A 20,981-nucleotide genomic window follows, 5' to 3' on the forward strand; every position below is an offset into this window, starting at 1 on the left:
GAAGCGTCCCTGCTCCGGGCAACACTTACACGGCCGGAATATTACGGCCGTAGTAGATCTCGCGCATCTCTTTCCAGAGCAGGTCGGTAATCGCCTTACGCTCTTCTTCGCTCAAATCTTCCGGCTTCGTGTGGAACATATAGTGCTTAAGGTCGAATTCCTTAAGTAACATCTTGGTATGGAAGATGTTTTCCTGGTATACGTTCACGTCCATCATGTCATACAGCGATTTCATGTCTTCGGACATGAAGTTCTGAATAGAGTTGATTTCGTGGTCGATGAAGTGCTTCATGCCGTTGATATCACGAGTAAAACCGCGCACGCGGTAATCAATCGTGACGATATCCGATTCCAGCTGATGGATGAGATAGTTCAGCGCGTTCAGCGGGGAAATCACGCCGCAGGTCGACACTTCAATATCGGCGCGGAACGTACACAGCCCACCTTCCGGGTGACTCTCCGGGTAGGTATGGACGCAGATATGGCTTTTATCCAGGTGGGCAACAACCACTTCCGGCAGCGGGCCCGGATGTTCCGTTTTGTCGATAAGCTTAGGATCGACCGGCTCTTCGCTGACCAGGATGGTCACGCTGGCGCCCTGGGGTTCATAATCCTGTCGGGCGATGTTCAGGATGTTGGCGCCGATAATGGAACAGGTTTCTGACAGGATCTCGGTCAGACGGTTGGCGTTGTAGAGTTCGTCGATATAGGCGATGTAACCATCGCGTTCTTCCGCTGTTTTGGCATAGCAGATATCGTAAATACAAAAACTCAGGCTTTTCGTCAGGTTGTTAAAGCCATGCAGTTTAAGCTTTTTCAATTAGCTCACCCCCTTAGTGGATAATGCGTCTTGCAGGTACTGCGGCAGAGCAAACGCTGCGGTATGAATAGCCGGATTGTAGTATCGGCACTGAAGACCGGCCTGATGGAAGCGGGCCTGAATAATTTCGGTGGAAAGATGACGTAATACGTCGTTATCCGTCGCCCAGGCAAAGGTCATGATCCCGCCGTAGTACGTCGGAATAGCGGCCTGATAGAAGCTGACATCATCGAAATAGGTGCTGAGCTTACGATGGCTATCCAGCGCTTCATCCTGCTGCAGGAAGCAGACGCCATTTTGGGCGACGAAGATCCCGCCCGGGTTCAGGCAGCGCTTGCAGCCCTCGTAGAAGGAGGAGGTAAACAGCGACGCGCCGGGGCCGATAGGGTCGGTGCAGTCGGAGATGATCACGTCAAAGGTCTGCGAGGTCTGGTTAACGAAGTTAACGCCGTCGTCAATCACCAGGCTAAAGCGCGGATCGTCATAGCTGCCGGCATTGTGGTTGGGCAGGTACTGGCGGCAGAAAGAGACGACGCCCGCATCGATTTCCACCATGGTGATGGTTTCAATGGAACGATGGCGGGACACTTCACGCAGCATTGCGCCGTCGCCACCGCCGATAATCAGGACATGCTTCGCGTGGCCGTGCGCCAGCAGCGGGACGTGGGTCATCATCTCATGATAGATAAACTCATCTCGCTCGGTGGTTTGCACGATGCCGTCCAGCGCCATCACGCGGCCAAAGGCAGCATTCTCGAAGATGATCAGATCCTGGTGATCGGTTTTCTCATGATAGAGCACGTTATCAACGGCAAAGTACTGACCAAACTGGTCATGCAAGGTTTCATGCCACAACGTGTGGTCGGCCATAGCGAACTCCTCCTGTGTAAACATCCGTTACGCTCACAAAAAATGAGCGAAACATGATAGCTAACTCTAACCGCGGTTGCACGGTCAGAGGTTCAACAGGGGGCGTCGGGAAGGTTATTTGACGTAGGCGAGCAGGCTGAGTGAGTCGCGAGCCAGCGCTTTGCATTTTTTGGCAGTGGGAATACCAATACCGCTTAGGTCGCGGTAGCTGTCTTCACCGAGCGCCTTCATGTCGAAGCTGTCGTAGTTGCTGAGATCCCACTGGTTCTGCTGGGCAAAAAAGACCAGCGCGCGGCGAATTTGCCCGTTGGGTAAATTCTGGTAGCCACAATCATTTTTCAGGAATACAAAAACCGCCGTTAAATCGGCCATATCTTCCGCTTCATTTTCACTTAGCGCATAGCTGTTCGCACACATTGCCATCAGGCTACCGAACAAAATTGTCCTGAAAAACGTCTTCATTGCTTCTACCACTTCTTCACGGAAAATTAACGTTAGCATACTTGATGCCAGTGCGACGATCTTTATTATTGCCGCTTGACTTGACCTTCCGGTAAGGGGAGGGTTTATGCTCAAAAGATCGCCTGCTGGAAATAAGGAAATGAACATGCAACGTCGTGATTTTTTAAAATATTCCGTGGCGCTGGGTGCTGCCAGCGCATTGCCTCTCTGGAGCCGCGCGGTTTTCGCGGCTGACAGGCCTGCCTTACCCATCCCTGACTTGCTGACCGCGGATGCCCGTAGCCGTATCAAACTTGTTGTTCAGTCCGGCAACACGCTGTTCGGTGCGCACAACGCGACGACCTGGGGCTATAACGGCAATCTGCTCGGCCCGGCGCTACAGCTGCGCAAAGGGAAAGCGGTGACGGTGGATATCCACAACACGCTTGCCGAAGAGACGACGCTGCACTGGCACGGGCTGGAAGTGCCGGGCGAGGTAGACGGCGGGCCGCAGGGCGTCATCAAAGCGGGCGGCACGCGCAGCGTCACCTTTACGCCCGACCAGCGCGCGGCAACCTGCTGGTTCCATCCGCATCAGCATGGCAAAACGGGCCATCAGGTGGCGATGGGGCTGGCGGGGCTGGTGCTGATTGAAGACGACGAAAGCCGCCTGCTGCGCCTGCCGAAACAGTGGGGCATCGACGACGTGCCGGTGATTGTTCAGGACAAGAAATTCACCGCGGACGGGCAAATTGACTACCAGCTGGACGTGATGAGCGCGGCGGTAGGCTGGTTTGGCGACACGCTGTTGACCAACGGCGCCATTTATCCTCAGCACGCCGCACCCAAAGGCTGGCTGCGCCTGCGTCTGCTGAACGGCTGTAACGCGCGTTCACTCAACTTCGCCACCAGCGATAAGCGTCCTCTGTACGTGGTCGCCAGCGACGGCGGCCTGCTGCCGGAGCCGGTGAAAGTGAGCGAACTCCCGATGCTGATGGGGGAGCGCTTTGAGGTGCTGGTGGATATCAGCGACGGCAAGGCGTTTGATCTTGTGACCCTGCCGGTTAGCCAGATGGGGATGGCGGTCGCACCGTTTGACAAGCCGCATCCGGTGCTGCGCATTCAGCCGTTACTGGTGACCGCTTCCGGCACGCTGCCTGATACGTTAACCACTCTGCCAGCACTCCCGTCGCTTGATGGGCTTACGCAGCGTAAGCTACAGCTCTCCATGAACCCGATGCTCGATATGATGGGCATGCAGGCGCTGATGGCGAAATATGGCGATAAGGCGATGGCGGGGATGCATCACGGGCAGATGATGGGTCATATGAATATGGACCACGGCAAAATGGGCGGCATGGGGAACATGGATCACGGCGACCATGGCTTTGATTTCCACAACGCCAATATGATCAACGGCAAAGCGTTCGACATGAACACGCCGATGTTTGCTGCGACAAAAGGGCAGTTTGAGCGCTGGGTGATTTCAGGTGAAGGGGACATGATGCTGCATCCGTTCCACATTCACGGTACGCAGTTCCGCATTCTCTCAGAAAACGGTAAAGCGCCGGATGCGCATCGCGCGGGCTGGAAAGATACGGTGAGAGTGGAAGGCGGCGTCAGCGAGGTGCTGGTGAAGTTTGACCACGACGCGCCGAAGGAGTTTGCCTATATGGCGCACTGCCATCTGCTGGAGCATGAAGATACGGGGATGATGCTCGGGTTCACTGTTTAAAACAGTGCGGCCTGATGCCCTCACCCTGACCCTCTCCCACAGGGAGAGGGAACAAACACAAAAACGGCAACCGAAGTTGCCGTTTTGCATCTTTCCGTAAGCCGGGTAAGGCGTAGCCGCCACCCGGCTTTTTCAGTTACTTGTTTTCGTCAGGCAACGCATACGCGACAATATAGTCGCCCATCTTCGTGCCAAACGAACCGTGACCACCCGCGGAGATGACAACGTACTGCTTGCCATTCACTTCATAGGTCATCGGGGTAGCCTGTCCGCCAGCCGGCAGACGGCCTTGCCACAGTTTTTCACCGTTGGTCATGTTGTACGCGCGCAGGTAGTTATCTGCGGTTGCCGCGATGAACAGCACGTTACCGGCGGTGGAAATTGGGCCACCCAGCATTGGCATACCCATATTGAACGGCACCGGAACCGGCATCGGGAACGGCATGCTGTCCTGTGGCGTACCAATACGTTTTTTCCACACGATCTGGTTGGTTTTCAGATCCAGGCCGGAGATATAACCCCAGGCAGGCTGTTTACAAGGCAGACCAAACGGTGACAGGAACGGGTTCAGCGTTACGCCGAACGGTACGCCATACTGCGGCTGAATACCGGCTTCGGTACCGCTGCCTTTCGCGTCTTTCGGCTGCTCCATTGGGTTGCCCGGACCGCGTGGGATCAGACGGGAAACGAACGGTAGCGCCATTGGGTTAGCAATAGCGACCTGACGGTTAGGGTCAACGGAGATCCCGCCCCACTCGAACATCCCCAGGTTACCCGGGAAGACCAGCGTGCCCTGCTCAGAAGGCGGCGTGAAGATGCCTTCATAGCGCAGCTGATGGAACATCACGCGGCACACCAGCTGGTCAAACATCGTGGCACCCCACATGTCTGCCCCGCTGAGGTCTTTCTTCGGACGGAAGCTCAGGTCAGAGAACGGCTGGGTTTTGCTGACGTAATCGCCTTTCGCCGCACCCTGCGGAACCGGTTTTTCCGGTGCCGGCACAACCAGCTTGCCGTTGCTGCGATCCAGAACGAAGATGTTGCCGGTCTTGGCCGGGGCGTAAATCACCGGAACGGTTTTGCCGTCAACGGTAATGTCCGCCAGCGTCGGCTGGGACGGCATATCCATATCCCACAGATCGTGGTGTACGGTCTGATAGCTCCACGCCAGCTTACCGGTGGTCGCGTTCAGCGCCACGATAGCACTCGCATAACGTTCCTGCTCCGGCGTGCGGTTACCGCCCCAGATATCTGGCGTAGTAACGCCCATCGGCAGGTAGACCAGGTCCAGCTTCGCGTCATACGCAGCCGGGGCCCAGGAGTTTGGCGAGTTAAAGGTAAAGGTGTGCTCGTCCGACGGGATCGCATTCGGATCTTTCGCGCCCGGGTCGAAGGCCCACAGCAGTTTACCGGTATTCACGTCGAAACCGCGGATAACGCCGGAGGTTTCACGCGTGGAGAAGTTATCCGTTACCGAACCGGCAATCACGATGGTTTTATCGGTGATGATCGGCGGCGAGGTTGGCTCATACAGACCCGGCGTGGTGTCCGGCATGTTGGTCTGTAGATTCAGGATACCTTTGTTGGCAAAGGTTTCGCACAGCTTGCCCGTTTCGGCATTGATGGCGAACAGACGACCATCGTTGACCGGCAGCATGATGCGGCGCGGACAGTCGGCAACCACTTCCGGGCTCGCGTTATCGGCGCGCGCTTCGTGATAAGAGACGCCACGGCAGGTGACGTGCTGGAAGGACGGGTTGGAGTTCAGCTGCGGATCGAAGTGCCATTTCTCTTTACCGGTGGCCGCATCGAGCGCGAACAGACGCTGGTGCGCCGTACACAGGTAGAGCATGTTGCCCACTTTGATCGGGGTGACTTCGTTGGTCAGTTCACCCGGATCGTTCGGCATCTTCAGGTCGCCGGTACGGAATACCCAGGCTTCTTTCAGGTTCTTAACGTTGTCCGCGTTGATCTGCTTCAGCGGAGAGTAACGCTGACCTTCCTGATTACGACCATACGCAGGCCAGTCGCCGTCCGCTACCTGCGAGATAGCCGCCGCAGGCGTCGATTCTGCGTTCAGCGTACCGTTGATCTCCTGCGGGTCGTTAAAGCCGGCCCATGTCAGGATGCCGCCGGTAATCAGCAGGGCAACAACCAGGCCCGCCACAGCACCGCTGGAAGGCACAATCAGGCGACGCCAGACGAACGGCAGGATCAGCCAGATACCGAAGAAGACCAGGATGTCGCTGCGCGGCGTCAGCGCCCAGAAGTCAAAGCCAACTTCCCAGACGCCCCAGATCATGGTGGCAAGAAGGAGTGCGGCATACAGCCACAGTGCAGATTGTTTTCTACGCCAGAGCAGGACGGTTACGCCAAGCATAACCAGGCCCGCAATCGGGTAGTACCAGGAGCCGCCGATCGCGACCAGCCAGACGCCACCGATTAACAGATACAGCGCGCAGAAGGCTGCGAACGCCGCTGTTAATGTCACCAGTAGACGCGGCTGTTTAGAGTTTGTTTCAGCCATAGAAAGTGTACTCGTCAGTTTTTGTTAATAATTTGCTAGCAACTAATTATAGGTATTAACAAGTGTGATCGGAATCACAATATTTGCTTTTTATAACTCATACGCCAGGGTTATCCATTTGCTGATATAATGGCTGGCTTGCGTATCAGTGCTGGATATTAACTCATCCGTATTGAGAGATTTTCATCAAAATCATTTGGTTAGTAATATGAAACATACTGTTGAAGTGATGATCCCGGAAGCCGAGATCAAAGCGCGTATCGCCGAACTGGGTCGTCAAATCACCGAACATTACAAGGACAGCGGCAGCGAAATGGTGCTGGTCGGTCTGTTGCGCGGCTCTTTCATGTTCATGGCCGACCTGTGCCGTGAAGTGCATGTGCCCCATGAGGTCGATTTTATGACCGCCTCCAGCTACGGCAGCGGCATGTCCACCACCCGTGATGTGAAAATCCTGAAAGATCTGGATGAAGATATTCGTGGCAAAGATGTGTTGATCGTGGAAGACATCATCGACTCCGGCAACACGCTGTCAAAAGTGCGCGAGATCCTGAGCCTGCGTGAGCCAAAATCGCTGGCGATTTGCACCCTGCTGGATAAGCCTGACCGCCGTGAAGTGCAGGTGCCGGTAGAGTTTGTCGGTTTCTCGATTCCGGATGAATTCGTCGTCGGTTACGGCATTGACTACGCGCAGCGTTATCGCTATCTGCCGTATGTTGGGAAAGTGGTATTGCTGGACGAGTAATTGCGGTTTGTTGCCCGGTGGCGCTGCGCTTACCGGGCCTACGAATGGGCACATGTAGGCCGGGTAAGGCGCAGCCGCCACCCGGCTTTGTTTATTTATGGTTCACATGCTTAAGCTGAAGGTTGGCAATTCCCGAACGGTAACGCTGCTCCAGCGTTTCGCGGTTGGTGGCGGTCACTTCAAGATTGCGCAGCAGACCGTCATGAATGCCGTACGCCCAGCCGTGGATCGAGACCTTCTGCCCGCGTTTCCACGCCGATTGCATGATCGTTGAGTGGCCCAGGTTATATACCTGCTCCATCACGTTGAGTTCGCACAGGGTATCCATGCGACGCTCCTGCGGCATTTCGCCCAGCAGTGAGCTATGTTTGAACCAGATATCGCGGATGTGCAGCAGCCAGTTATCAATGAGCCCCAGTTCCGTGTTTTCAACCGCCGCCTGCACGCCGCCGCAGCCGTAGTGGCCGCAAATGATGATGTGCTCGACTTGCAGAACGTCAACGGCATACTGAACAACAGAAAGACAATTGAGATCGGTGTGAATCACCAGGTTGGCAACGTTGCGGTGAACAAACAGTTCGCCGGGCTCGAGGCCGGTCAGGCGCTCCGCCGGTACGCGGCTGTCGGAGCATCCAATCCAGAGAAAGCGTGGGTTTTGCGCCTGCGCGAGTTTTCCAAAAAATCCGGGGTCTTCCTCCACCAGCATTTTTGACCATAGTGCATTGTTGCTGATGAGTGTATCTATGTTGTTCATGGAGGTTAGCGACCTGTAACCGAGTAATTGCGTTGCGCTACTATAGGGTAACCCGACTTTTAATGAAACCACACAACGTGTGTCAGAACGGAAGGTAAGTTAATTTCATGGCAATTGCACTGGAGCTTGAGCAGCTTAAAAAAACCTATCCGGGCGGCGTTCAGGCGCTGCGCGGAATAGATCTAAAAGTAGAGGCCGGTGATTTTTATGCGCTTCTGGGGCCGAACGGGGCGGGGAAATCGACCACCATTGGGATTATCAGCTCGCTGGTCAATAAAACCTCCGGCCGGGTGAGCGTCTTTGGTTACGACCTGCAAAAAGATGTGGTGAACGCCAAGCGCCAACTGGGTCTGGTGCCGCAGGAGTTCAACTTCAACCCGTTTGAGACGGTGCAGCAGATCGTTGTTAACCAGGCGGGTTATTACGGCGTCGAGCGTAAAGAGGCCCTGGAGCGGAGCGAAAAGTACCTCAAGCAGCTCGATCTGTGGGAAAAGCGTAACGAACGCGCCCGGATGTTGTCCGGCGGGATGAAGCGCCGCCTGATGATTGCCCGCGCGCTGATGCACGAGCCAAAGCTGCTGATCCTTGATGAGCCGACGGCGGGTGTTGATATCGAACTTCGTCGTTCCATGTGGGGCTTCCTGAAAGATCTCAACGACAAAGGCACCACCATTATTCTGACCACCCACTACCTTGAAGAGGCTGAAATGCTGTGCCGCAACATCGGCATCATTCAGCACGGCGAGCTGGTGGAAAACACCTCGATGAAGAACCTGCTCTCCAAGCTGAAATCAGAAACCTTCATTCTCGATCTGGCGGCAAAAAGTCCGCTGCCGAAGCTGGAAGGGTATCAGTATCGTCTTGTCGATACCTCGACGCTGGAAGTGGAAGTGCTGCGCGAGCAGGGCATTAACAGCGTGTTCTCACAGCTGAGCGCGCAGGGTATTCAGGTCTTAAGTATGCGTAACAAAGCGAACCGACTGGAAGAGCTGTTTGTCTCTCTGGTGCAGGATAAACAAGGAGACAAGGCATGACGCATCTTTACTGGGTCGCGCTGAAAAGCATCTGGGCGAAAGAGATTAACCGCTTCATGCGCATCTGGGTGCAAACCCTGGTGCCGCCGGTCATCACGATGACGCTCTATTTCATCATCTTCGGTAACCTGATTGGTTCCCGGATTGGTGAGATGCACGGCTTTACCTATATGCAGTTTATCGTGCCGGGCCTGATTATGATGGCGGTGATCACCAACGCCTATGCCAACGTGGCGTCGTCATTCTTCAGCGCCAAGTTCCAGCGCAACATCGAAGAACTGCTGGTGGCGCCGGTACCGACGCACGTTATTATCGCCGGCTATGTTGGCGGCGGCGTGGCGCGCGGGCTGTGCGTGGGGATCCTGGTCACGGCGATTTCGCTGTTCTTTGTGCCGTTCCAGGTGCACTCCTGGCTGTTCGTCGCGCTGACGCTGCTCCTGACGGCGATCCTGTTCTCGCTGGCCGGTCTGCTGAACGCCGTGTTCGCCAAAACGTTTGACGACATCAGCCTGATCCCGACCTTCGTGCTGACTCCGCTGACCTATCTTGGCGGGGTGTTCTACTCCCTGACGCTGCTGCCACCGTTCTGGCAGGCGCTGTCGCACCTGAACCCGATTGTCTACATGATCAGCGGCTTCCGCTTTGGCTTCCTTGGTATCACTGACGTGCCGCTGTTTACCACGGTGGCGGTGCTGGTGGTGTTCATCATCGCCTTCTACCTGCTGTGCTGGTATCTGATCCAGCGCGGACGCGGTCTGCGCAGCTAGCCCTCAGCCCGGCGATATTCTGTCTGCCGGGCACTTTCTTTGACAGTTATCACCGAAAGCTAACCTTCACTCCGCTAAACTACTTGCCTGCTAAGGAGAGAGTTATGCTGGGATGGGTTATCACCTGCCACGATGAACGGGCGCAGGACATGCTGGACACGCTTGAAGCCAGCTTTGGCCCGCTGGCACAGTGCCGGGCGGTAAATTACTGGCGCGGGTTGAGCACCAATATGCTGAGCCGCATGATGTGCGATGCCCTGCATGAAACGGACACCGGTGATGGCGTCATTTTTTTGACCGATAAATCGGGCGCGGCGCCTTACCGCGCAGCCGCTTTGCTGAGCCATAAGCATGATTGCTGTGAGGTGATCTCGGGCATCAGCCTTCCATTACTTGAAGCGATGTATCCGCAGCGTCAAACGTTAACCAGTGCCGGGTTCCGGAACGCTATCGTCGAGCAGGGCGCGCCGGACGTCAGCAGCTTGTGGCATCAGCAGCAAAAAAATCCTCCTTTCGTCCTGCTCCATGATCTGTATAAGAATTAAACGTTGGTATTGATGTCGCTTTTGCTACAATGGCATAAGTATTTCCGCTTCGAATAAGACCCCTCATGTTCACGCGTATTGTTTTTCTGTTGTTGATGTTCGTGTCCGGCACTTCTTCTGCCAGTTTATTAAGTCAGCAAAGACTGCCTGCCCAATATATGCAAACCACCGAAGATGCGGCGATTTGGGCGCAGGTCGGCAACAGCGTTATTAACGTCGGCAACGTGCGGGCAGGGCAGATCCTTGCGGTGGTGCCTGCGGCGGCGGACTACTATGAATTTCGCTTCGGATTTGGCACGGGCTTTATCGACAAGGGGCATCTGGAGCCGGTGCAGGGTAAACAGCGCGTCGAGGATGGGCTGGGAGATCTAAATAAACCGCTGAGCAATCAAAACCTGATAACGTGGAAAGACACGCCCGTTTATAACGCCCCGAACAACGGTAGCGCCCCCTTCGGCACCTTAAGTGCCAATCTTCGCTATCCGATCCTGAACAAGCTCAAAGATCGCCTCAATCAGACCTGGTTCCAGATCCGCATCGGCAACCGCCTGGCGTGGATCAGCAGCCTGGACGCGCAGGAAGATAATGGCATTCCGGTCATTACCTATCACCATATTTTGCGCGACGAGGAGAACACCCGTTTCCGCCATACCTCCACGACCACCAGCGTGCGGGCGTTCAGTAACCAGATGACCTGGCTGCGCGACCAGGGCTATACCACACTGACGATGTACCAGCTGGAAGGGTACGTGCGTAACAAAATGAACCTGCCGGCGAAATCGGTGGTGATTACCTTCGACGACGGCCTGAAGTCCGTTAACCGCTATGCTTACCCGACCCTCAAAGCGTATGGCTTTAAGGCGACGGCGTTTATTATCTCCTCGCGCATCAAGCGCCACCCGCAAAAATGGGCGCCGAAATCCCTGCAGTTTATGAGCGTGTCGGAGCTGGAGCAGATGCATGACGTGTTCGACTATCAGTCCCACACGCACTTCCTGCACCGCGTTGACGACAACCATCAGCCCATTCTACTGAGCCGCAGCTATCACAATATTTTGTTTGATTTTAAGCGCTCGCGCAGGGACCTGGCGCAGTTTAACCCGCACGTGCTTTACCTCTCGTATCCGTTCGGCGGCTACGACGATAAAGCGATTAAAGCCGCGAATGACGCCGGGTTTCATCTGGCGGTGACGACGGTACGCGGGAAGGTCAAACCGGGGGATAATCCGTTCTTGCTGAAGCGCCTGTATATCTTAAGAACGGATTCGCTGGAGACGATGTCGCGGCTGATCAGCAATCAGCCGCAGGGGTAAATCATTCGTAAGTAAACTGGAACGTAATGTTCGCCCCGAATGCGCCCACCGTTACCGGGTCGCTGCCCGTCTTCACCAGGTGCGCCCAGATATTGTCGTTAATTATGTTCACCGGGTTAACGTAGTCAGCATGTAATACTTGCTTATAGCCAGCCGGTATTGGATAGTAGTCATTTTGACCATAGGTAATCTTGACACCGACTCCCCCGGCTGCGGTCACGCTTGCATTACTCACCAGCGAATTGGTGAAATACTTCTTGTCATCTGTCGTGTTGGCGGAGGACATCGTGTAGCTCACATCATGCGTATTGGCGCAGGTGCCGGTCACGTTAACCGGCACCACGGTAGTTGTCCCGTTTTCCACTTCCGCCGGTGTCCAGTCGCCCAGGTTAACCGTGTACGGCATTCTGAGTGCGCAGGTCGGGCGATTCAACGGCACATTAAACGACATTTCCGAGATGTTGACTAACGGACGCGGGTGGTCGCCGGCCGTCCCGGTATTTGGATCGCCCAGTACGATTTGACCTATTGGGCCGCTTCCGAGGGTGAGATAATTGACATCTTCAGGAATACCCGCGAACCCGCTATTCTGGTAGATATCGACGCGGACATGCCAGGTTCTTCCCTTCACGTTACCTTCATTCTCATGATCGTCGCCCGTCATATACCAGCTTCCCGCATTCGGAGGAAACCAGGCCGTTAATCCGTTTCCGTCAGGATAAAAAGCGACGGTGTATTCGATTCCCGGTACGTTGGTTCGAAAAGCCGCTTTGTTATCAACGTAGCCTACAAGCATGGCGTTATTGGTCATTTGGTAGACATCATCACCATCTTTACCCACTTCGCAGTCAGACGTTAACGCCGGCGTGGTTTCCATAATAATGGTTGAACTGATTTGCACTGGCGTGGAGCCGACTGTACCCACAGGCAGCGGAACGATACTCGGTGTAGCCGCAGGGGACATGATTTGGAGCGTATCGCCGCTGTTAAAATGGCATTCGTAGCCCGCATGGGACAGACCTGATATCCCTGTTAACACGGTGGCTAACAATAAGTTTGTAAAACGCATACTAAGTCCTTTTATTCGTAACTTACGTCGACCAAAACGTTGCTGACAACAAGACCACTCGTGACGTCGCCCGTGTTTTGATAGCGTGCGTAAAATTGATAGTCCGTTAAATAATCTTCCGGGTTGCTGCTTACGTCATAAACGACGTTTGAACTGCCGTCGCTGTTTAACACGTTCTTGTTGTAAGCAGCAGAGAAAATAACAATGCCCACATTCCTGGCAGCACCTGCCGTGGCATCATTCTTAAACACCTGATTCTGGTTACTCCAGAATCCCGTCTTCGGCGTGAAGCTGAATTGCAGCTGTTTAACGCCGGCTCCCTCACTACCCGTATAGCAGTTTTCTACATGTACGGTAAAAGGCGTTCCTGCCTCATCGTCGGTAGGGGAGAGGCGATAGCTATTATCCGCGTTATAAAACCAGTCGCGCGATACGTTCGGTAAAAAGACGTCCCCACCGTTTTCCAGGCTTAACTGACAGGTGTTATTGACGATATTGGCTGTCAGATTGATATCCATATCTGAACCTGCCTGGCTTACGCCAGGCAGCAAATTTCCAGCCAGACCGACGAGCAACAGAAGACCGGGCTGGCATAAATTAAACGGTGATTGTTGCATCATAAGCCTTGCTTAAGGATAGGTAATGGTAAATGTTACTGGCGCGGTGACGGCTCCAGTACCCACATTTGCAATGGATCTGTCTTTTGCGATGACAATACGTGAATTCATTGGGAATTCTCCTGTACCATCGGATATTGCAACTTCCTGTGCGGATGGTGGCGTTTTGCAACTCAACAACACGCCATTGTCAACCACTCCTGACCAGACTTCGAAACCTGTGGCGAGGCCAGCGGAGAAAGAATCACCGTCAGAATTTGGTCCTGAACATCCGCCTCCAGGTCCTGGTGCTGCAGAAACTGTTGCTTTATCGACACCTGAACAGTTGGTGAAGGCGATCTTCAGCGGTTCGACGCGTGTTTTGTTTACCAGATCTGATTTATAGACATCGCCAAAAGCAATTTCCGTTGCTTCCGTACCGGCATTGTTCAACAGTTTTGCGGTACAGGTACCTGAGGTGACGTTGGTGACGAAGGTCATTTCTGCGCTGCTGGTACCCGTGATCGTTGCGTTAGCCATGCCAGAAAATAACGCGGCAGAAACGGAAAGGGCGATTAAAGCTGAGTTAAATTTCATAATAGTGCTCCGTTATTCTGCACAAATTATTCGTAAGTAAATTCAAATGTGGCAACAGTCTGGAATGAGCCCGTTGTCATCTGGTTTGCTTTTGTTTCACGCAGAGTCGCCACGAGTGGGAGCTCTTTGTTATTAATCTCTTCTGATGTCCAGACCAGGCGTTGAGCATCTGCCGTTGCGTTCGGGGTAAAAGGCGCATCCGGCGTAGATTCACGTGCAATTTCGATTGCCGCATAATCAGCGCCACCGCTATCTTTGCTTATCTGGTTAACAAAACCGGTCGCTAAATCCGCTGCGGCCTGGCCTTTAATGGTTGTTTTCAAGGACGTCAGCGATGATGGGCATTCAACGATCATCAGCTTAAAATCAGCAGACACGTTACCGCTTTTGACATCGTTCAGGCGCACTTCACCTTTGCTACCACCCAGCGTTAAGGTCTGCTGGGTGTCAGAACCGATACCGCCGGAAAGTTTCATATCGCAGGTTGTTTCACGAATATTTGCCGTAAAGTTAACGGTGATATCCGCACCGTCCGTAGCCTGGGCTGACCCCATAGATGCCAAAACAGCAATCGCTGTCATGGACAAGCCAAGAAGACTTTTTTTCATATAAATTCTCATTAATTTAATCCCTGAATAATTACATCTGGCACAGCTGATTGCTGAGCACGGTTGTAAGCCCTACTTTTTGAGCATCTGGCGTAACGTGATAACTCACTGAACACGTACTATCTTTATTTCCGCCCCAGTTAACATGCAGCACTCCCTGGTCGGGAATACCGCGAACGTAGGCCTGCCCAGCCTGTCCGACTGTACCGACAACTTCATTCTTCTCATTCAGTACATCCGCGCCTAACGGAATAAAACCTTTATCGCTACGCTGGAGTTCTAATATGACGGAACGACCTTCATCCGTTTCGAAATTAACTAAAACAACCGAGCCGCTGCGTGGAACGGTAATGGCGGTGGTGTTTTTGACTTCCACATCGTTTTCCAGGGTGCTGATATCCAGCGAGACCCGGTTTTCACGATAGGCAGACATATAAGGCAGGATCCCGTAACCGGAATCGCCTATTTCAGCATTGCTGAAACCAATGCCGGCCCCTTTCGCGCCGCTGGCTTTAACCAGCGCTAACGAATCATTGTCACCGATACTTCCCGGCGCAAACGCGATGCCGCCAGAGTGCAGGACCATGCCGCCGCTGTAAGAGGCAGAATATTGTTTGCTGCTGTCGTCCCCAAATGAGGCTGACAGACCCAGAGGGCCATACTCGCTGTTCCAGGAGCTAAAACCGCTGATCTGGTTCAGATCGCCATAATTACCGGAGCTTGAGGCGGCGCTGACGGAATAACTGACTTTGCCGTCTTCGGTATTGCCCCCTGCCGAGGTGTTGAAGTTCGTTCCACCTTTCAGGTCAGAGCGTAACCCCATATTGATATTGGTAAAGCCTCCCGAAGAGCGGCCGCCGTCGTTAGAGAACACGCTCAATGGCACGCTTAGGCTCAGATAAACGCTGTCGTCTTTCTTCCCCGTCTGGTCATAGGTGCGCTGCACCGACAGGCTATAACTTCCGTATTTGAAGCTGTTGTTATAACCCACGTTATAGTTGGAGTTAGACCCTGTACCGTTCCAGTAATCCTGCCAGGTACCGCTGACGTACAGTGAGCCGTAATTTTCTTCACCCGCCTTCAGCGGCTGGTTAAGACTAAGCTGCACCTGGTTTTTAGTACGCTGATAGTTGGCATACAGCTCGTTGTTAGAATCATAGCTGCGGTTCGCGTACTTCTGGCGCTTGATACTGTCTTCAAGCTGTGCGGCATCGCTAAGGCTGAGGTAATCCTCCGTCGAGAAGCGATAGGCCGCGACGTTAAAGGAGGTATTGGTGGCTTCAACCATCTTGCTGTACGTTAAGCGATAGCTTTGGCCACTTAGCGAATCCAGCCCTTCGATATCCGCATGGGACTGCGTAATATCGAAGGCAAAGGCACCTATTTCGGTGTTCATCGCCAGGCCTAAAATACCGGCGTAGAAATCCATATCGGTATACTGCGCACCCAGATAGCCCGTGAAGGTATTGTTCAGGCCATAGTAAAGCGTGCCGTACCCGACCTTCGGTTTTTCCAGAAGCGAGTCATCATTGAGCTCACCCACGCCAACATCCCAGCGCGCTATGCCCGGACGCAGCATCTGGGTCACGGAAGAGAAGGGCACACTAAAGGAGCGTTTGCTGCCATCCGCTTCTTCAATGGTGACCAGCAGGTCGTTTCCGTAACCCGTTGTGCTTAAATCGTTAATTTCAAACGCACCCGGCGGCACGGACGTTTCGTAAATCTTGTTACCGCTCTGCGTTACGCTCACTTTGGCGTTACTGTTTGCTACGCCGCGAATAACCGGGGCGTAGCTGCTTGAGCCCATTGGCAGCATGCGGTCGTCGCTGTACATGCGCGCGCCGCGAAGGCTAACTGAGTCAAAGGCTTCACCGCGGGTGTATGAGTCTCCCATCACCATCTGTGCGCTAAGGCGGGTCACGTCGCGCTGCAGGTAGATATCCTGGCTGGAATAGTGGCTGCCATTGTCTTTATCCCAGTTAAAGTTACCTCGCGAGCGCAGGCGCCATGGGCCCATGTTGAGGCCGTAGCGAAGCCCCATATAGCCGGTTTCTGACGTATCGCCATTACTTTCGTTGTGCCACGCATTCATGTCGTACGAGACTAATGCCGCCGGAATACCGGCATCCCATAACGACGGGTCGACATAGCCATTTGGGCGCTTAATCACATAGATTTGCGGGAAGTTAAGATCCAGCGCCTGTTTTCCGCTGTCATAATTGGCAGTCGCGCCAGGGTAGGATTTCTGAATATCGATACAAACGGTATTGTCTTCGTCATCCAGCTTTTCATCGAGCTTGCTGACGTCAACCCCGGCCTGAGCCAGTAACAGTTTCGTGATACAGGCAGATGCCCTCGGCGTGCCGTTTTCTTTAAAGGTAATTTCAGCGGTAGATTTTAATTTACCGTTCAGATTTACCCTGGTGCGATAAGTCCCTGGCGCAACCGGGTTGCCGTATGCGAAGCGGCTAACGTCAATGTTTGTACTGCCATTAAGCAGAAACTGATCGTTAAACTCGATAGCACTATCATCTTCAGGCATATTATCTGAAGATGCATTTGCGTCAGCATAGGCATATAAAGGCAATGCTGTACTTATAGCAAGACATAAAAGAGAGCGTCGAAACAACATGGCACATCCGTATAATTAGAGCGGATAACGTACTATCCGCAGAATTTATGCTATCAATTGTTACTGGTATTCAGAGTGTGCAGATTATTTCAGGCTTTTTTCGAGCTTATCTGTACCACCGAAATCATTAATTGAATCGAACAGAACTGTCCCGGTTGTGGACGACGTCAATCCTTTAACAACCATAGATGCGTCGCTGAACGGTTTAACTGTCTGATGCACAACATCGTAATTTTTCTCCCCAACTTTCAATTTCACCGAGGAAAGTGAAATATGATAAGGCGAATTGTTGTGCGCAATCAGATGAAGAGTATTTCCCTCTTTTTTCTGCGACCAGGTTAATGCGGCAGCAGCTTCACCTTGTGATCCTTTCATTCCTTCAGGACGATAGAAAAATTTAATACGGGTGCGGAATGCCAGCTGGAGCTGATTAAGGTTTTCTGCCTTAACCACTTTTGATTTTGGCGGGATTTCCAGTACGTTGAACCAGAAAAGGGATTCGCGGTCTTGCGGTAAAGATCCCCCCGTGTAGGTGACACGAACGGACTGGCCTTTTTTCGGATCGATACGTGATACCGGAGGGGTAATCACAAACGGTAGCTTAAGTTCTTCAGGGTTCACGCCATCACGACCGTCGTCCAGCCATGTCTGAACGAGCAGGGGTTTATCGCCGTGGTTGTCGAGATTAACGATCACATCTTTGGATGATTGCGGGTAAATAACGCGAGTGCCTGAAATGACGATATCAGCATTAGCAGCGAATGCTGTTAATAATGCAGTCGCGACGAACGCGGATTTTAATCCTTTAAATACAAATGCTTTAAACATTTTTTCCACTTCCTGTTGGAATTAAATGAACTATCCCCCGGTATTCACCGAGGGATTGATTTACCAGCGATATATAACGCTATTATTCGTAGATCATGGTGAAGGCAACCTGTGCCTGCACGGTACCTACGGTCACTGGGTTAGCAGATGCATCCCAGTTCTGGCCCTGCGTATACGCTACGCGGTAGTACAGGTTGCCTGCACCGGAAGCATCGACAGTGGCTTTCTGAGTGTTGTTGGTCTGGTCAACTTTGATCTGGTCGGTTGCGGAGTTACCGTCGTTCGACAGCACCAGGTTTACGTTCTGAGCAGCACCCTGGCTGTTTGATGGTGGAACCAGCAGGCCGCCTTCAGTAGAGGAGGAACCGGCCCATGAAGAGAACTGTGCAGACGCATCTTTAACCGTTGCAGTGTCGCAACCGGTCAGGGACAGACTGAATTTCTTTTCACCCAGGGTGCTGGTTGTACCCAGTGCGTTAGCGAAATCTTTCACGTACACGGTATCCAGCGTGACGTCGAAATCGTTGCCGTTCTGGTCAATTTTCTGATCCAGGGAGATCTGGCAGGTGTTATTAGAAACCATACCATGGAAAGTAATTGTACCGGTATCAGAGTCAGCTGCTACAGCTGAACCTGCGCTCATTACCATTGCCATTGCAACTGCTAAACCATATTTCTTAAAAGACATTTTAATATCCATATCGTGTATATAATGATAAGCAAACATATATATGCTTGCTCTATGGGTGAAATATTATTTCGGGGCTGATTTTATCCGCGATTTTTATTGATAGGAATAGCGTGGGCGGTTAGTTTATTTTAAAAGGAATTTAAGAATGCCTTAAGGGGGGTGATTTTAGGTTTTTATATTGGTGCGAGGAATATTTTTTGCGTGCAATGCGTGGAAGAATGACGTAACTGACGGGGCTGAAAGAATAACTCATTCGCGATAATTATATTTCGCGAATGAGTTTGGTAATATGAATTATCAGGCAACCTGAACCGGAATCGCCTTTGCGGTGCGCTTCATTTCATTGTCGCCTTCGAAGTAGGCCACTTTAGGCTGCCAGCGGCGGGCTTCTTCATCAGACATCATCACGAAGCTGGCGATAATCACAATGTCGCCCACGTCTGCACAGTGCGCGGCTGCGCCGTTAACGGAGATGATTTTAGACCCGCGCTCGGCGGCAATCGCATAGGTAGAGAAGCGTTTACCGTTGTTCACGTTCCAGATATCAATCGCTTCGTTTTCGAGGATACCTGCTGCATCAAGGAAATCCTGGTCAATGGCGCAGGAGCCTTCATAGTGCAGGTCGGCCTGGGTGACTTTCACACGGTGAAGCTTACCTTGCAGCATTTTGCGAATCATTACGTTTACCTATAATTATCAAGGGTGAAAGGAACTACGCCAGCTCAACCACTTTATTGTCGATCAGACGCGCCTGACCTAGCCAGGCCGCCACCAGGATGACTGCGCGCTTGCTGTTCTGGGTTAATTCCAGCAGCGTATCAGCATCACGAATCTGTACGTCGTCAGCACGAAGGCCTTTATCGTTCAGCGCCTGCTCGGCAAGGGCGATAATCTCTTCTGCTGTTAACTCTTTTGCCAGCATCTGCTCTGCCATGGTGTTCATGACCTTGCTGAGACCCGGCGCGATTTTACGCTGTTCGGCGGTCAGGTAGCCATTACGCGAGCTGAGCGCCAGTCCGTCTTTGGCACGTACAATCGGTACGCCGACAATCTCGATATCGTAACCCATATCCGCGACCATCTTGCGGATCAGCGCCAGCTGCTGGAAATCTTTCTCACCAAAACAGGCAACGTCCGGCTGTACCAGGTTGAACAGCTTGCTGACGATGGTGGACACGCCGCGGAAATGACCCGGGCGGCTGGCGCCTTCGAGCATGGTGGAAATGCCCGGGACGTCAACGTAGGTTGCCTCTTCGGTACCCTGCGGATAAACATCCGCTGGTGCAGGTGAGAAGACGATATCCGCGTGGCGTTTTTTGAGCTTCTCGCAATCTTCCTGCAGGGTACGCGGGTAGCGCGCCAGATCGTCCGCGCGATCAAACTGCATGGGGTTCACGAAGATACTGACCACCACGATATCAGCCCGCGCGCGGGCTTCGTCGACGAGCTTCATGTGGCCGTCATGCAGATTGCCCATGGTCGGGACCAGTGCGATACGTTTACCTTCCTGACGCGCGCGGCGGATATGCTGGCGCAGCAGCGGCAGGGTTTCAATGATTAGCACAACGAGACTCCTTAATGGAAACTGTGTTCTTCACCCGGGTAAACACCGGATTCAACGTCGGCAATATACTGCCTGACCGCAGCGCGCATGTCGCCCGCTTCGGCGAGGAAATTTTTGGCAAATTTCGGGATGTGTCCGCCGGTGATACCGAAGGCGTCGTGCATCACCAGAATCTGGCCGTCGGTGACGTTGCCTGCACCAATACCAATCACCGGAATGGACAGCGCGTCGGTGATGCGTTTCGCCAGCTCAACCGGCACGCACTCCAGCACCAGCAGCTGGGCACCTGCGGCTTCCAGCGCCAGGGCATCATCCAGCAGCGTCTGGGCTGCATCGCCGCGGCCCTGCACCTTATAGCCGCCGAAGATATTCACGGATTGCGGCGTCAGGCCTAAATGGCCGCAGACCGGCACGGCGCGTTCGGTGAGCATCTTCACCGTATCAACCAGCCAGGCGCCGCCTTCAATTTTGACCATATTGGCACCGGCACGCATCACTGCCGCCGCGTTTTCGAATGCCTGTTCCGGCGTGGCATAGGCCATAAACGGCAGATCGGAAAGCAGCAGGCAGGCTGGGGCGCCACGGCGCACGGCACGGGTATGGTAAGCGATATCCTCAACCGTCACCGGCAGGGTGGAATCATGTCCTTGTACCGTCATCCCTAACGAATCTCCGACCAGCATGACGTTGATCCCCTCTTCGGCAAACAGTTTGGCGAAGCTGTAGTCATACGCGGTGATGGTGGCGAAGCGTTTTTTTTCCTGTTTGCATTTCTGCAGTAAGGAGATGGTGGTTGGTTTCATACTGTTTCCTGATAGCCCAAAAGCGAATCTTTGCGCATTCTA

21 protein-coding genes are annotated in these 20,981 nt (G+C 53.3%); 6 read left to right on the plus strand and 15 right to left on the minus strand.

Annotated features, from left to right (window positions below):
- Positions 1–25: 25 nt before the first annotated feature.
- From speD to AC4IC4_RS03665, 3 genes are all read right to left on the minus strand, one after another.
- Positions 26–820 (minus strand): adenosylmethionine decarboxylase, encoded by a 795-nt coding sequence (speD, locus tag AC4IC4_RS03655; protein WP_032649781.1) that lies wholly within the window; start codon positions 818–820, stop codon positions 26–28.
- On the minus strand, positions 821–1,690 hold the full coding sequence (gene speE, locus AC4IC4_RS03660) for a polyamine aminopropyltransferase (protein ID WP_491472165.1): 870 nt from the start codon (positions 1,688–1,690) through the stop codon (positions 821–823). It lies immediately after the preceding gene.
- 114 nt (positions 1,691–1,804) lie between these two features.
- The gene (locus AC4IC4_RS03665; RefSeq protein WP_014882582.1) at positions 1,805–2,152 is read right to left on the minus strand and encodes a YacC family pilotin-like protein; all 348 of its coding nucleotides are present in this window, start codon (positions 2,150–2,152) and stop codon (positions 1,805–1,807) included.
- Between the two features lie 145 nt (positions 2,153–2,297).
- Between AC4IC4_RS03665 and cueO the strand changes: the two genes are divergently transcribed.
- Entirely contained in the window at positions 2,298–3,866 is a 1,569-nt protein-coding gene (cueO, locus tag AC4IC4_RS03670) for a multicopper oxidase CueO (RefSeq protein ID WP_491472166.1), read from the plus strand.
- A 136-nt stretch (positions 3,867–4,002) separates the two neighbouring features.
- Here cueO and AC4IC4_RS03675 read toward each other — a convergent pair whose 3' ends face one another.
- Positions 4,003–6,393 carry a glucose/quinate/shikimate family membrane-bound PQQ-dependent dehydrogenase gene (locus tag AC4IC4_RS03675; RefSeq protein ID WP_491472167.1) on the minus strand — a complete coding sequence of 797 codons (2,391 nt, stop codon included), beginning with the start codon at positions 6,391–6,393 and terminating at the stop codon, positions 4,003–4,005.
- Positions 6,394–6,601: 208 nt separating this feature from the next.
- Here AC4IC4_RS03675 and hpt point away from each other — a divergent pair, with 208 nt between their 5' ends.
- Positions 6,602–7,138: a hypoxanthine phosphoribosyltransferase gene (gene hpt / locus AC4IC4_RS03680; protein WP_491472168.1), complete on the plus strand. Its 537-nt coding sequence runs from the start codon at positions 6,602–6,604 to the stop codon at positions 7,136–7,138.
- Between the two features lie 91 nt (positions 7,139–7,229).
- Here hpt and can read toward each other — a convergent pair whose 3' ends face one another.
- Positions 7,230–7,892, minus strand: a complete 663-nt coding sequence (can, locus tag AC4IC4_RS03685) for a carbonate dehydratase (RefSeq protein WP_008501947.1) — start codon at positions 7,890–7,892, stop codon at positions 7,230–7,232.
- A 107-nt stretch (positions 7,893–7,999) separates the two neighbouring features.
- Here can and AC4IC4_RS03690 point away from each other — a divergent pair, with 107 nt between their 5' ends.
- From AC4IC4_RS03690 to AC4IC4_RS03705, 4 genes are all read left to right on the plus strand, one after another.
- Entirely contained in the window at positions 8,000–8,926 is a 927-nt protein-coding gene (locus AC4IC4_RS03690; RefSeq protein ID WP_008501946.1) for an ABC transporter ATP-binding protein, read from the plus strand.
- On the plus strand, positions 8,923–9,693 hold the full coding sequence (locus tag AC4IC4_RS03695; RefSeq protein ID WP_023334536.1) for an ABC transporter permease: 771 nt from the start codon (positions 8,923–8,925) through the stop codon (positions 9,691–9,693). Before AC4IC4_RS03690 ends, AC4IC4_RS03695 begins: the two co-directional genes overlap by 4 nt.
- Before the next feature lie 104 nt (positions 9,694–9,797).
- Positions 9,798–10,238, plus strand: coding sequence for a PTS sugar transporter subunit IIA (locus AC4IC4_RS03700; protein ID WP_491472169.1), 441 nt, complete (start codon positions 9,798–9,800; stop codon positions 10,236–10,238).
- 65 nt (positions 10,239–10,303) lie between these two features.
- Positions 10,304–11,551: a polysaccharide deacetylase family protein gene (locus AC4IC4_RS03705; protein ID WP_491472170.1), complete on the plus strand. Its 1,248-nt coding sequence runs from the start codon at positions 10,304–10,306 to the stop codon at positions 11,549–11,551.
- A gap of 1 nt (position 11,552) precedes the next feature.
- Here AC4IC4_RS03705 and AC4IC4_RS03710 read toward each other — a convergent pair whose 3' ends face one another.
- The 10 genes from AC4IC4_RS03710 to panB form a co-directional block, all read right to left on the minus strand.
- Positions 11,553–12,620, minus strand: a complete 1,068-nt coding sequence (locus AC4IC4_RS03710) for a fimbrial protein StkG (RefSeq protein WP_491472171.1) — start codon at positions 12,618–12,620, stop codon at positions 11,553–11,555.
- A gap of 11 nt (positions 12,621–12,631) precedes the next feature.
- On the minus strand, positions 12,632–13,237 hold the full coding sequence (locus tag AC4IC4_RS03715) for a fimbrial-like protein (RefSeq protein WP_491472793.1): 606 nt from the start codon (positions 13,235–13,237) through the stop codon (positions 12,632–12,634).
- 12 nt (positions 13,238–13,249) lie between these two features.
- Positions 13,250–13,813 carry a fimbrial protein gene (locus AC4IC4_RS03720; RefSeq protein WP_491472172.1) on the minus strand — a complete coding sequence of 188 codons (564 nt, stop codon included), beginning with the start codon at positions 13,811–13,813 and terminating at the stop codon, positions 13,250–13,252.
- Positions 13,814–13,839: 26 nt separating this feature from the next.
- The gene (locus AC4IC4_RS03725; RefSeq protein WP_491472173.1) at positions 13,840–14,421 is read right to left on the minus strand and encodes a fimbrial protein; all 582 of its coding nucleotides are present in this window, start codon (positions 14,419–14,421) and stop codon (positions 13,840–13,842) included.
- Positions 14,422–14,452: 31 nt separating this feature from the next.
- Positions 14,453–17,053 (minus strand): outer membrane usher protein, encoded by a 2,601-nt coding sequence (locus tag AC4IC4_RS03730; RefSeq protein WP_491472174.1) that lies wholly within the window; start codon positions 17,051–17,053, stop codon positions 14,453–14,455.
- An 84-nt stretch (positions 17,054–17,137) separates the two neighbouring features.
- Positions 17,138–17,881 carry a fimbrial chaperone gene (locus AC4IC4_RS03735; RefSeq protein ID WP_491472175.1) on the minus strand — a complete coding sequence of 248 codons (744 nt, stop codon included), beginning with the start codon at positions 17,879–17,881 and terminating at the stop codon, positions 17,138–17,140.
- An 82-nt stretch (positions 17,882–17,963) separates the two neighbouring features.
- Positions 17,964–18,569, minus strand: a complete 606-nt coding sequence (locus AC4IC4_RS03740; RefSeq protein WP_032650069.1) for a fimbrial protein — start codon at positions 18,567–18,569, stop codon at positions 17,964–17,966.
- Between the two features lie 300 nt (positions 18,570–18,869).
- Entirely contained in the window at positions 18,870–19,250 is a 381-nt protein-coding gene (gene panD / locus AC4IC4_RS03745) for an aspartate 1-decarboxylase (protein ID WP_003856284.1), read from the minus strand.
- A gap of 34 nt (positions 19,251–19,284) precedes the next feature.
- On the minus strand, positions 19,285–20,136 hold the full coding sequence (gene panC, locus AC4IC4_RS03750) for a pantoate--beta-alanine ligase (protein WP_008501942.1): 852 nt from the start codon (positions 20,134–20,136) through the stop codon (positions 19,285–19,287).
- Positions 20,137–20,147: 11 nt separating this feature from the next.
- Complete coding sequence (gene panB, locus AC4IC4_RS03755) at positions 20,148–20,939, minus strand: 3-methyl-2-oxobutanoate hydroxymethyltransferase (RefSeq protein ID WP_008501941.1); 792 nt, start codon at positions 20,937–20,939, stop codon at positions 20,148–20,150.
- Positions 20,940–20,981 lie beyond the last annotated feature (42 nt).

The sequence above is a fragment of the Enterobacter sp. Taxon_2 genome (assembly GCF_058355295.1).